Genomic DNA, 12,970 nt, shown 5'->3' with positions numbered 1-12,970 from the left:
CAAAGGGCGCGGCCAGGTTTTTAGCGGCGAAGAAGCCTTTGAATGCGAGCCGGGCGATCTGCTGCTGTTCCAGCCGAAAACAGCGCACTACTACGGCCGTTCGCCGCAGAGCGAGTGCTGGCATCACCGCTGGATCTACTTTCGCCCACGCGCCTACTGGAGCAGCTGGCTGGTCTGGCAGGACGAAAAGCGCGGCGTGGGCAGGCTTCGGCTGCCGGAAAGACTGTGGCCGGAGTTCGAGCGGCTTTTTACTACTATTGAGCAGACGCATACTTCAGGCAAACGCTTTGCCGAAGAGCTGGCGATGAACCTGCTGGAAAGGCTGCTGCTGCGCGCGGTAGAGGAAGATCCCCGTACGCATCAGCAAATCCGCGACCCGCGCATTATCGAAGCCTGCCAGTACGTTACCAATAACCTGGCGGGCGAACTAAAAATTGACGAAGTGGCAAACCATGTTTGTCTGTCGCCGTCGCGGCTGGCGCATCTGTTCCGCGAACAGATGGGTATTAACCTGCTGCGCTGGCGAGAGGATCAGCGCATTATCCGCGCCAGGCTGCTGCTGCAAACTACTCAGGAGCCTATTGCTACCGTGGGCCGTATCGTAGGCTACGACGATCAGCTCTATTTTTCCCGCGTGTTTCGTAAACGCGTCGGCGTCAGCCCCAGCGATTTCCGCCGCCGTTCGCTGGATGCCGATACGCTGGCGACCCGCGAAAGCTGGGATTTGCTGCCTGCGCAGTAACTTTCTTTTAACATTCAGCTAAATCCGTCTTGTCCTTGCCCGACTGATGGTCTTAAATCATTCGGGTAAGCGACAAGAGGAACAGAAATGAACGACAATATTCGTGTTGGCCTGGTCGGCTACGGCTTCGCCAGCAAGACCTTTCACGCGCCGTTAATCAGCGGCGCCGCCGGAATGGAGCTGGCGGCCGTCTCCAGCAGCGACGCTGATAAAGTGCTCGCCGACTGGCCTACGGCGACGGTAGTTGCCGATCCGCAGGCGCTGTTCGACGATCCCTCCATCCAGCTAATCGTTATTCCTACGCCTAACGACACCCATTTCCCGCTGGCGAAAGCAGCCCTGAACGCGGGCAAGCATGTGGTGGTGGATAAGCCTTTTACCGTCACGCTTTCGCAGGCGCGCGAGCTGGAGGCGCTGGCCGCGGCTAAGGGATTGCTGCTGTCAGTGTTTCATAACCGCCGCTGGGACAGCGATTTTTTAACGCTGAAAACGCTGCTGGCGGAAGGTACGCTGGGCGAGATCCGCTATTTTGAATCCCATTTCGACCGCTTCCGTCCGGAAGTGCGTAACCGCTGGCGCGAACAGAAGGGCGCGGGCAGCGGTATCTGGTTCGATTTAGGGCCGCATTTGATTGACCAGGCGCTCCAGCTATTTGGATCGCCGGTTGCTATCAATGTTGATATGGCAGAGCTGCGTCCCGGCGCGCAAACCACCGACTATTTCCATGCCGTACTGACCTATCCAAAGCGTCGCGTAGTGCTGCATGCCAGCATGCTGGCGGCGGCGGAATCAGCGCGTTATCAGGTGCACGGCACGCGCGGCAGCTATGTGAAATATGGTCTGGATCCGCAGGAAGATAGCCTGAAATCGGGCGCGCGTCCGCCGCAGGAAGAGTGGGGTTACGATATGCGCGACGGTGTAGTCACTCTGGCTAACGGCGAGATGATGGCGGAAGAGACGCTGCTGACCACGCCGGGCAACTATCCGGCCTATTACGCGGGCATTCGCGACGCCATCAACGGCGACGGCGCCAATCCGGTCACGCCGCAAGAGGCCATTCAGGTGATGGAGCTGATCGAACTGGGCTTACAGTCCGCCGAGAAGCGGCAGACTTTGTCATTGAAGTGAGCCATTCGGCATAAGCGAGGTTGATTACAAAACCCAGGTCGCGTTTAACTCTTTGACAGAGCAGCAGAGGCAGATCGGAACATGGACACGCCGTGAAATCGTCCCTGATGGCTCGGTTGGCGCGTCCATGCGCCAAACGGTCCACTTATCCGCTCAGCCTCTGCCGCTATAAAGCTTCTGTTTTGCTGTAGAAAAAAACCAGGAGCCAGAAGCGGTTCAGGTTTGTCAGCAGTCTGAGCGCGCCATAAGGCGCGCTCTACTGCATCAAAATCCTTGATATCTAAGGCTGCACGACCCCATCGTTTTTTTAACCCGCAACGCTGGCGCGAACTGCCGCTTTTTCCGCTTCGCTCAGGAAAGCGATCTTCAGACCGTTCTCCTGCGCGGTGCGCATTTGCTGCTGGCTCAGACCGGCCTGCGGAGCGGCGATCTTATACTCGTGGCCGATTTCGATGCCCTGTACCGCCGGATCGTCGGTGTTAATTGTCGCCAGAATGCCGTGATCCAGGAATTTGGCCAGCGGATGGTGCAGCAGTGAAGAAACGGTGCTGGTTTGAATGTTGGAGGTCAGGCAGGACTCAATGCCGATGCCTTTCTCTGTCAGATAATCCATTAGTTTCGCGTCTTCCACCGCTTTAACGCCATGGCCGATACGCTCCGCGCCCAGTTCGTTGATTGCCTGCCAGATGCTTTCCGGGCCTGCCGCTTCGCCCGCATGGACGGTAATACGGAAGCCAGCATCGCGTGCGCGATTAAAATGGCTCAGGAACTGGCTGCCCGGAAAGCCAAGCTCGTCGCCTGCGAGATCCAGCGCGGTGATATGATCGCGGTGCGCCAGCAGGCCTTCCAGCTCCTGTAAACAGGCTTCTTCGCCGAAGGTGCGGCTCATAATGCCAATCAGGCGCACGGTAATATTGTGCTTTTCGCAGCCTGCACGAACGCCATCGATGACGGCTTCCACTACGCCTGCGATCGGCAGGTTATGCGTCATCGCCATATAGCCCGGAGAAAAACGCAGCTCGGCATAGTGGATACCGGCGCGAGCCGCATCCTCAACGTTTTCCATAGCTACACGACGGCAGGCATCCAGCGAGCCAAGCACTTTTACGCCCCAGTCCAGCTTTTGCAGGAAGCTCACCAGATCCGGTTCGTTTTTCATTACCTGCACGTGCGGACGCAGTGTCTCCAGCGTGGAAGCGGGCAGCGATAAATTAAACTCACGGCCTAAATCCAGAATGGTCTGCGCGCGAATATTGCCGTCAAGGTGGCGATGAATATCAGTAAGAGGAATATGGGGATCGATCATGGCGATGCACTCTGTAGTTATAAAAGTGCATATCAGTATAAAAACATTCGCCGCTTTTGCGCCAGCGAATTGCAGAGCCGATGGGCCGACTGCCGATTAATTGCCCGGGGTAAGATGAAAAAAACCGCGCCAACCCTAAGGCGCGGCGCGGTTGAAGAGCCGGACGATATCTTACTGCGGCATTGTCGCCGGATTGCCGCCCAGCATATAGCGGGCCAGGAACTGGTCGAGGGTCATTTTCTCGCCGTTCATGGTGACCTGACCGCTGGCGTACTGCAGGCTGGTCACGATGTTGTTATCTTCCTGTTTGGTCAGGCGGAACATCTGGCCCATCGCGGCTACGCCTTTCACCTGCTGTTCGGCGAGCTTAGCGGCTTCTTCCTGCTTGTAGCCTTCCGCCATCGCGACCTGGGTCATCATTTCTGATGCCATCTCCATAGAGATGGTCAGCTTGCCGTCCAGGGTTTTCAGCACGTTATCGACCGATTGCGTCAGCGTCTGCGGTTTTGCACCGGTAGCCGGATCTTTAAAGTGCGCGGAAAGGTTGAAAGTGCTTTCGCCCCTGGCGTTTTTCCAGCTTAACGGCGCGATATTAACCACCGGGTTGCCTTTCAGCAGCAGCGGCAGGTTGGCGCTGAGGATTTCGCTCATTCGCTGCTGGTACAGCTCAACGTTATCGTTCAGACCCGGTTCGTTCATCAGCGCCTGCACCTGACGGCGGTAGTTGTCGGTAAAGGCTTTAATGCCGTCGGCGTCAAACTGGGAAACCTTCAGCGTCAGCTTGCCCTGGCCAAAATCGCGATCGCGGATTTTCAGCGAGTCCAGCGTGAAATCGGTGGTGCCGGCGACCAGATTATTGACCGTATCATAAGAAGAATTAAGCTTTGCGCCATCCAGGGTAAAGGCGTTCTGGCCATCTGCGGCGACGCTGAATTTCTCGGTGGAAACGTTTTGATCGCCAATGCGCAGCCCCTGCGCGTTAAGGTGCGTTTTGCCATCCATTTTCAGGCCGTTGATGGTAAACATCACCGGAATGCCTAACTGGTTGCGCATGGTCAGCACCAGGCTCTCCAGCTCGCCGTCGTAATCAACGCGATCGCCTTTTTTATCGGCGCTGAGGTTGATGGTGCCGCCATTAGAGGCAAAACGCTCGCCGGTCTGGGCATTAGCGTAGTCCAGCGGCAGCAGATGAATAACGGAAGCGGTAGCGCCGCCGTAGCCGACGCGGGTATCCGCCTGGATCGCCGACTGGCCTTTAGTCATGTCGAACAGCTTTTTCACCGCATCGGTGTTTTCCAGCTGGGTATGTACCGAGGCAAGGCTGGGGATCAGATTAACTTTTTTTAGCTGGGCAAAAGGGAAAGGGCCATGATCGATTTTTTCGGCCAGCACCAGGCTCTGGCCCGGTTTCAGCAACGCATTGTCTTCGGTTTGTGAATCCGACTGCACCACCAGACGTAACGTGCTGCTGAACACGCCGCGATGCCAGTCCTGATAGCTCAGTTTCAGGCGGCCATTTGGCACCAGCTCGTTCAGGCGGCTGTTAGCCTCCTGCACCAGCCCGTCCATGTTCTTTTCCAGCTGCTTGCCGGTAAACCACGCTGTACCAGTCCAAATCACGCCCAGGGCGATAATGACGCCCGCCGCTACCTTTGTTTTATTCATCTGTAGAGTCGTCCTTATAAGTCACTGATGCCAACACCAGCATCCAGCCCAATCCGGCTAAGAAAAACGTTTACGTATAACAGGTTAATAATGATAGCAACTGTGGCTCGCGGCGTCAGCCGCTATCTGGTTTTTCAGTGGAAGGCGCGCCTGGCACAACAATCTTTAAAAATTTTAACAGGGGCAATTCCGTAAATTTATGGGGAAATTCAGGGCGGCGGCAAAATGCGATAAGGACGACCGGCACGCATAATGTTAAATTATTGTATGTCATACTATGGCCCGCGCAAACTGCCCGGACGGGCAGTCGGGTTTTACTATCATCATTAAAGGAGAGAGACATGGCCGCCAACCGCATTGAAAAAGATTCAATGGGTTCCATCGAAGTTCCGGCTGATAAACTTTGGGGCGCGCAGACGCAGCGCTCGCTGGAGCATTTCCGCATCTCCAGCGAGAAAATGCCCGTTGAGCTGGTGCACGCGCTGGCGCTGACCAAGCGCGCTGCGGCAAAGGTCAACAGCGACCTGGGGCTGCTGCCCACAGAGCGTGCGCAGGCAATCGTACAGGCTGCCGATGAGGTTCTGGCGAATCAGCATGCCACAGAGTTCCCGCTGGCGATCTGGCAAACAGGCTCCGGTACTCAAACCAATATGAACATGAACGAGGTGCTCGCCAACCGCGCCAGCGAAATTCTGGGCGGCGAACGCGGCATGACGCGACTGGTGCATCCCAACGACGATGTTAACAAGAGCCAGAGCTCCAACGACGTATTTCCTACCGCTATGCACGTGGCTGCCGTTATCGCGCTGAACGAGCATCTGATCCCACAGCTGAAAACGCTGCAAAAAACGCTGAACGATAAAGCGGAAGCCTTTAAAGATATCGTGAAAATCGGCCGTACTCACCTTCAGGACGCCACGCCGCTGACGTTGGGCCAGGAAATTTCCGGCTGGGTAGCAATGCTGAAACACAACCTGACGCATATTGAACAAAGCATCCCGCACGTGGCCGAGCTGGCGCTGGGCGGCACGGCGGTAGGAACCGGCCTTAATACGCATCCGGAATATGCCGTTCGCGTAGCGCAGGAGCTGGCCGAGCTGACTAAGCAGCCGTTTGTTACCTCGCCAAATAAATTCGAAGCGCTGGCGACCTGCGATGCGCTGGTGCACGCGCACGGCTCATTGAAAGGGCTGGCGGCTTCATTAATGAAAATCGCTAACGATGTGCGCTGGCTCTCTTCTGGCCCGCGCTGTGGTATTGGCGAAATCGCTATTCCGGAAAATGAGCCGGGCAGCTCTATTATGCCGGGCAAAGTTAACCCGACCCAGTGCGAAGCGGTAACTATGCTTTGCTGCCAGGTGATGGGCAATGACGTCGCGGTAAATATGGGCGGCGCATCCGGAAACTTTGAGCTGAACGTTTACCGTCCGATGATCATTCATAATTTCCTGCAGTCGGTACGTATGCTGGCGGACGGCATGGATAGCTTTAATCATCATTGCGCGACGGGTATTGAGCCGAACCGCGATCGTATTTCCCAGCTGCTCAATGAATCCCTGATGCTGGTTACCGCGCTGAATACGCATATCGGTTACGATAAAGCGGCAGAAATTGCCAAAAAAGCGCATAAAGAAGGCCTGACATTAAAAGCTTCGGCGTTGAAGCTGGGCTATCTTTCCGAAGAAGAATTCGACAGCTGGGTACGGCCGGAAGAGATGGTCGGCAGCATGAAGTCGTAATCTGTAGAAAAAAGAGCGGCGCTCGTCTCCGCTCTTTTTTTCAGGCAAGCCTGTCGCTGTAAAGGTGCAAACGCGGAATAAGCGAAAAAAGCTTGTTTGCTTCCGGCTTAAAACGATGGACAACCTTAGCGGCATCATAATTTAATAACTCGCCCAGTTTGGGCACGGATAAGGCATCGGGGCAAAGCACCAGCAGCGGAGAAGGGCAGGCAAGCTGAGTTTGTTTTTGCTGCTGCTTATTCCAGATGCGGGCAATAGGCTGCACTTTAACCGGCCGCTTAATCTTCAGCTTTGCCGTAGCGGGCAAAGAATTAAGCATAGCGATTTCGTCCTGTAATTTCTCGCCCCACTGTTCACGAGTCCATGGCGCCATCGCCCGCCCGGAGCGCAGGCTTTTCTTCAGTTTTTCTACTATTTCCTCACGGGTAACGTTTTTAATTATATGCTTATTGGCCCAGCCAAAACGCACCGAGTCCGGGGCATCCAGTAATGAAACAGTACGGTAAGCGTTTAGCGTAATAAGCCCGCGCAAATGGCTGTGCACGAATTCAAATCGCTCTTCGCTGGGCACGCCGGATTCTACCGTGATAATTTCTTCCAGCCGCTGTTTCAGTTTATTGACCTGACTAACCTGCTGCTTTAACTCTTCGGCCTGTTCAGCCGATGCCTCCAGACATATTGCGCCGGGCAGGCGTACCGCCGCTTTAGTACTGACCGTTTCTGACTGGTGCTGCATATAAAGGCGACCATAGTGGGCCAGCGCCATAGCGAACGCCGACTGAGCAAGATGCTGCTCTACCTCTATGGTAGAGATAGGATCGTGTTCGTGGCCTTTTTGTACCAGCGGGAGCTCAAATACTCGCGCGGCCAGCAGGCGCTGGGCTGAAAGCAGACGGGTAAGCTCGCCCAGCGCCGCCTGAAGATCAGCGGCGCAGCGGTGCAGGTTTTCAACGGCATCATATCGGCTCATTGGGGATCCTTAGTTACAACATGCATTTAGGGCAAGGAATAATGAGTATTAATTGACAGAGAAAGAGAGTTTATTTGGCAAAGGCAGGGGGAATAAAAGCTGCCACGCTGAATTGCTCAGCGTGGCTGAAGATTTAGATCAGAAAATCTTCCAGCTTTTTACCCTGATCCAGCGCCTGCTTAATCACCGCTGGCGTACGGCCCTGGCCGGTCCAGGATTTCGTTTCGCCGTTTTCGTCGGTGTACTGATATTTAGCCGGACGTGGAGCACGTTTAGCACGAGATTTGCCGGAGTTATTATCGGCTGCGGTCAGCTCGCTTAAATCGATACCGTCGTCCAGAAGCATCTGGCGGTATTTCGCCAGTTTTTCTTCTTTTTCTTTGATTTCAGAAGCGATAGCGGCTTCTGCATCACGACGCTCGTTAACTACCGCTTCGAGTTTTTCCAGCATCTCTTCCAGTTCAGATAAAGAAACTTCACGAGCCTGGGCACGAAGAGTTCGAATGTTATTTAATACTTTCAGAGTTTCGCTCATAAAGGAATCCGTAGCGTTGAGTTGGTTAAAAAAGATTATCAATGTATGTATCGTAGGACAGTGTACATAGAATTTCCTCAGTTAAAAACATAAAAGTTGAAAAAAAATTTTTATTGCCGGCCTTTTTCATATTTTTTGCAGAATAGTGCCTGCATAAAGATGTTATATTTATCATTAATGAGAAAATTCTTAACAACAAGTGCGGCAGTAAACCTGGAAAAAATGAGCCGCTCTGGTCAGACGCGTCTATAATTGCAGCGATATGTTCTCTGGATTAAAGCCTTAAATTCGATCTTCTTTAGCTACCTCAGAACGGTTTTTTGTAAGTCATTAGCAAAATTGTTTGTCTGGTTGTTAAAGCTGACTTCTCGAGGCATGAATCATATGCCGAAGAGAGTATAAAACGTAAGAGCGGTGTTTTTAAAACAGTACAAAAATGAACATTATTGGCGCGAAAAAGAGAGCTGGAATCGGTTTAAGTCTCAATAGTTTTTCGGCGACCGGCTCAGGATAGCTGACCTCAATAGTTACAACATACTTATGTTTATAATGATTAGGTTGCGGGGAGTCTGCCAGACACTGCCGCTTCACAGGTGCTGTAGAACTGTTAAAAACCAGCAGTGCAGGGCTTTATTAAACAGGCGGCTGGTCGCGCCAATTTTTCAATGCCAGGATTATCCTGTTCTTCTTAATGGGTAATATAAATGAAAGTCCCTTCACTACGCTGGGTCATGCTGATTTTGCTTTCCGCTCTGACGGTCATCGTTTTTGAACGTTGCGGGCTGCCTGCGGCGCTGCTGCTGGGGCCAATGCTGGTAGCGATTATCTTTGCCGCACGTGGTAAGCCAGTCGTTATTGCCAGACCGCTGTTTTCTCTGGCACAGGGCGTAGTAGGTTGCATGATCGCGCGTGCTATGCCGCCAAAAGTTTTTACAGAAATAGCCGGAAACTGGCCGCTTTTCGCTGCGGCAATATTTGCCGTGGTCTTTGCCAGCGCTCTGTCGGGCTGGCTTCTTACGCGCTGGCAGGTATTACCCGGTTCTACGGCAATTTGGGGCTCTTCTCCAGGCGCCGCTACCGCGATGACTTTAATGGCAGAAAGTTATAATGCCGATGTACGGCTGGTGGCCTTTATGCAATATCTGCGCGTGGTTATTGTTGCCGTGCTTGCCACGCTGGCTGCGCGTATCTGGACGCCTTGGGCACCAACGCCAGCTTTATCGCATTTTATGCTTATACAACTTCCTGACTGGCCGCTTTTCGGCGCAACTTTATTAGTCATAGCCGCCTGTGTCGGCATCAGCAGCCTGTTCCGGCTGCCCGCTGGCGCGCTATTAATTTCTCTGGCTGGCGGCCTTGTTGTGCAGAATACCCATCTTCTTAAACTGGAATTACCGGCGACGATATTGCTGCTTGCCTATACCATTATTGGCTGGAGCATTGGGTTACGTTTTAATCGCGCCATTCTTGTTTATGCGGCAAAAGCTTTACCTCGCCTTTTGCTCGCTATATTTAGTCTGATAGCAGTCTGCTGTGGGCTGGCTTATTTACTGGTACGATTTGCCGGTATCGATCCCTTAACTGCCTGGCTGGCGACCAGTCCAGGCGGTGCGGACTCAATAGCTATTATCGCCGCCTCCAGCCAGGTCGATCTCTCTTTTGTGATGGCGATGCAAACAGGACGTTTTATCGTGGTGTTGTTTACCGGGCCGCTGCTGGCTAAATGGATAGCCAGGCGAGCAGGCGCCCAGCCGCTTAGTGATACAAAAAAGCCGGACGAAAAGTCCGGCTGAGGTAAGCTTTTTGGATTAGGTTTCAGGGAAGGGCATCGTATTGCCCGGCGCTTCCCGGTGAATATGCAGGAAGGTCAGATGACGTTCATACTGATCGAGAATATCATTGATGATCTGCTCTTTAGTGTAATCCATCAGATCGTTGCCTTGCGTGCCCTCCAGCAGGAAAGTCTCCAGACGGAAATAGTCCGACTTGCCGCTGCGGGCGCGGTAGGTAAACGCTGGCACCGAGTAGCGCTGCGGCCAGATTTGATAAAGGAAGCTTTGCTCGTCGCCCAGACTTACCAGCATCTCCAGATGATTCAGACGCTCATCTTCCAGCGGCGGCAGTTCACTAACCTGCACCGTGGCGCCGCGTCGTTCCAGCTCCAGCGCCACCTCTTCCATTGCCGGGCGGCAAACGTTGTCCAGCATCTTTTTGGTATGCGTGCTGCCCGGATAGTTCATTACGCGCGAGATACGCTGTTTCCAGTTCAGGCGATCTTCGCGTGAAATTGGCACTGGCGGCGTGCTGACAACAGTACTGGCGCGGCGGTGATCTTCTACGCGCAGCGATTTATAGAGCCCGGCCATTACAAAGAAAATCACAAAGCTGAAGGGCAGCCCCATAATTACCGTAGTTTTCTGCAACGCGGTTACGCCGTTGACCATCAGCATACCCAGCGTCAGCAGCCCGATTGCCAGCGACCAAAAAATACGTAGCCAGTTAGGCGCATCGTTGTTGATATCGCTCAGCTTAGAAGTAAAGTTGCCCAGCACCAGCGAGCCGGAATCCGCCGAGGTAACGTAGAACAGCAGGCCGGTAATAGTGGCTACCGAGGCGCTAAAGGTAAAGGCCGGATACTGCGCCAGCAGGCTATAGAATCCACGTTCAGGATGCGCAAGCGTTTCCTGGGCCAGCGCCACATTACCGTGAATAATCTCGTATAGCGCGCTATTGCCGAAAATCGACAGCCACAGCAGGGTAAAGATAAACGGAATGGTCAGGGTGCCGACCACAAACTGGCGGATGGTGCGACCACGAGAAATACGTGCCAGGAACAAACCAACGAACGGCGACCAGGCAACCCACCAGGCCCAGAAAAACAGCGTCCAGTTATTCATCCACTCGTCAGGGCGGTCAAAAGCGAAGCTGTTCAGCGTCATACCCATAAAGCGATTGATATAGTCGCCGACGTTCAACACCAGCGCGTTAAGCAGGAAGCTGGTATTACCCATACAGAGTACAAACAGGATCAGGCCCAGCGCCAGCAGCACGTTAAGCTCCGACAGGATGCGGATCCCTTTATTAACGCCCGAGGTGACCGAGATAGTTGCCATAATCACCGACAGCGCAATCAGTGCAGCCTGAACCGTAATGCCCTCCGGCACGTCGAACAGTACTTTTAAACCGTAATTAAGCTGTACGACGCCTATACCCAGCGTGGTGGCGATCCCAAAAATGGTGCCAATTACCGCCGCGATATCTACCGAATGGCCGATTGGGCCGTTGATCCTTTTACCGAAAATAGGATAAAGCGCCGAGCGAATGGTAAGCGGTAGCCCGTAACGATAGCTAAAGTAGCCCAGCGCAATGCCCATCAGCGCGTACATCGCCCAGCCGGTCAGGCCATAATGGAATAATGTCCAGACCATCGCCTGACGTGCGGCTTCCAGCGTCTGGCCCTGGCCTTCCGGCGGCATCATATATTGCGTGACGGGTTCGGCCACGGAGAAGAACATCAGGTCGATGCCGATACCGGCGGCAAACAGCATCGCCGCCCAGCTCATCAGGCTGAATTCAGGCTTTGACTGCTCCGGCCCAAGCTTAATGGAGCCGAAACGAGAAGCGGCGATTAACACTACAAAGACAATATAAACGGTAGCCGCCAGCAGGTAATACCAGCCGAAGGTATTTGAAACCCACTGAAGTGTATTATTTATCCAGCGATCGGATGCCTCGGTAAAGAAGATTGTGGTAAGAGAAAAAAGCAGGATCAGCGCTGCTGAAGTGTAAAAGACCACGGGATTAATGCGGTCTTGCTGTTCTTTCCTGGGTATTTCAGTCGTCGGCATAGATTCTCCGAAAAAATGCTCAAGAATGGCCCCGATTTCGCAAAGCGTGCCTTAGCGCATACTGGGAAACTTCCGCCGCATATCCGCTAACTACACTAGAGAACCTGTCGGGATGTTATTTTAACTCACTGATATTCGGCTATAAGTTAGCCAAATTTGTTACCTCTGTCGCAGTAATGTTAAAAATTAGCTACACACTATAGTTTTTATTGATTGAGCATTCAATTAAAAATAATTCATCAAAGGCGGGCTTAATTAATCCATACAGTAACTAAGCGTTATTTTTTCTGCCCGCTCAGGCTTTATGCAAATAGCTGGCACCGCATGGAAGTGCATAGCAATAAGTAAAAACTTATGCTGCAATGATTAACGAAACTCGCTTTGCGAATAAGGAACAATGATGACTGAATATGCAATTATCGCCGGTGGCTGCTTCTGGTGCACCGAAGCGGTGTTTAAACAAATTAACGGCGTGGAATCCGTAGAGAGCGGCTATATCGGCGGTCATGTCGCCAATCCGACCTACAAGCAGGTTTGCACCGGCGAAACCGGGCATGCGGAAGCGATCCGTCTGGGCTTCGACCCGGAGAAAATCAGCTATGGCGAGCTGCTGGATATTAGCTTTGCCACTCACGATCCGACACAGCTGAACCGGCAGGGCAATGATATCGGCACCCAGTACCGTTCGGCGATTTTCCCGCTGAATGAAACCCAGGCAGTAGAGGCCAAAGCGGCTATCGCCCGCGCCCAGGCCGAGCTGGCCGAGCCGGTGGTGACAACTATTGAAAGCGCAAGCGAATGGTATCCGGCAGAAGATTACCATCAGAACTATTGGGAAGGGGAAGGTCAGGAGAACCGTTACTGCCTGGCGGTGATCCCGCCTAAGCTACAAAAGCTGCGTAAGCGCTACGCCAGCCAGACCAAATAAAGACCAGGGCGCTATAAGCGCCCTCAGACTGCTGACAAAGCTAAAAAAGCTCAGGTGAACATCTGTTTTTTTACAGCAACTCCGCAGCTTTATGGCGGCAGAGGCTGAG

Annotated in this window: 10 protein-coding genes; 5 read left to right on the top strand and 5 right to left on the bottom strand. The window is 53.2% G+C overall.

Annotation, left to right across the window (positions count from 1 at the left end; all coding sequences use genetic code 11):
• A partial coding sequence (gene araC, locus ACETPC_RS08440) for an arabinose operon transcriptional regulator AraC (protein ID WP_380180430.1) occupies nt 1-742 on the top strand: 742 nt, incomplete at its 5' end.
• A gap of 87 nt (nt 743-829) precedes the next feature.
• Complete coding sequence (locus ACETPC_RS08435; RefSeq protein ID WP_380180428.1) at nt 830-1,870, top strand: oxidoreductase; 1,041 nt, start codon at nt 830-832, stop codon at nt 1,868-1,870.
• A 307-nt stretch (nt 1,871-2,177) separates the two neighbouring features.
• On the opposite strand, the gene add is transcribed toward ACETPC_RS08435, so the two are convergent.
• Complete coding sequence (add, locus tag ACETPC_RS08430) at nt 2,178-3,176, bottom strand: adenosine deaminase (protein ID WP_380180426.1); 999 nt, start codon at nt 3,174-3,176, stop codon at nt 2,178-2,180.
• Nucleotides 3,177-3,347: 171 nt separating this feature from the next.
• A complete protein-coding gene (locus ACETPC_RS08425) occupies nt 3,348-4,841 on the bottom strand; it encodes a YdgA family protein (RefSeq protein ID WP_380180424.1) in 1,494 nt (497 codons plus the stop codon).
• A gap of 341 nt (nt 4,842-5,182) precedes the next feature.
• Between ACETPC_RS08425 and fumC the strand changes: the two genes are divergently transcribed.
• Entirely contained in the window at nt 5,183-6,580 is a 1,398-nt protein-coding gene (fumC, locus tag ACETPC_RS08420) for a class II fumarate hydratase (protein ID WP_380180422.1), read from the top strand.
• Between the two features lie 40 nt (nt 6,581-6,620).
• Here fumC and tus read toward each other — a convergent pair whose 3' ends face one another.
• Both tus and ACETPC_RS08410 read right to left on the bottom strand, forming a co-directional pair.
• The gene (gene tus, locus ACETPC_RS08415) at nt 6,621-7,550 is read right to left on the bottom strand and encodes a DNA replication terminus site-binding protein (protein WP_380180420.1); all 930 of its coding nucleotides are present in this window, start codon (nt 7,548-7,550) and stop codon (nt 6,621-6,623) included.
• A 133-nt stretch (nt 7,551-7,683) separates the two neighbouring features.
• Entirely contained in the window at nt 7,684-8,085 is a 402-nt protein-coding gene (locus ACETPC_RS08410; RefSeq protein WP_380180419.1) for an H-NS family nucleoid-associated regulatory protein, read from the bottom strand.
• Between the two features lie 704 nt (nt 8,086-8,789).
• Here ACETPC_RS08410 and ACETPC_RS08405 point away from each other — a divergent pair.
• On the top strand, nt 8,790-9,878 hold the full coding sequence (locus tag ACETPC_RS08405) for an AbrB family transcriptional regulator (RefSeq protein WP_380180418.1): 1,089 nt from the start codon (nt 8,790-8,792) through the stop codon (nt 9,876-9,878).
• 15 nt (nt 9,879-9,893) lie between these two features.
• Here the strand turns inward: ACETPC_RS08405 and ACETPC_RS08400 are convergent, their stop codons facing one another.
• Nucleotides 9,894-11,933, bottom strand: a complete 2,040-nt coding sequence (locus ACETPC_RS08400; protein ID WP_380180417.1) for a choline transporter — start codon at nt 11,931-11,933, stop codon at nt 9,894-9,896.
• Between the two features lie 397 nt (nt 11,934-12,330).
• On the opposite strand from ACETPC_RS08400, the gene msrA reads away from it, so the two are divergent.
• Nucleotides 12,331-12,861 (top strand): peptide-methionine (S)-S-oxide reductase MsrA, encoded by a 531-nt coding sequence (gene msrA / locus ACETPC_RS08395; protein WP_380180416.1) that lies wholly within the window; start codon nt 12,331-12,333, stop codon nt 12,859-12,861.
• Nucleotides 12,862-12,970 lie beyond the last annotated feature (109 nt).

Origin of the sequence: Pantoea sp. sgz302252 (assembly GCF_042610525.1) — a bacterium.
Lineage (GTDB): Bacteria > Pseudomonadota > Gammaproteobacteria > Enterobacterales > Enterobacteriaceae > Erwinia.
Note: the sequence above shows the minus strand (reverse complement) of the source record. Positions and strands in the feature narration are given on the sequence as shown.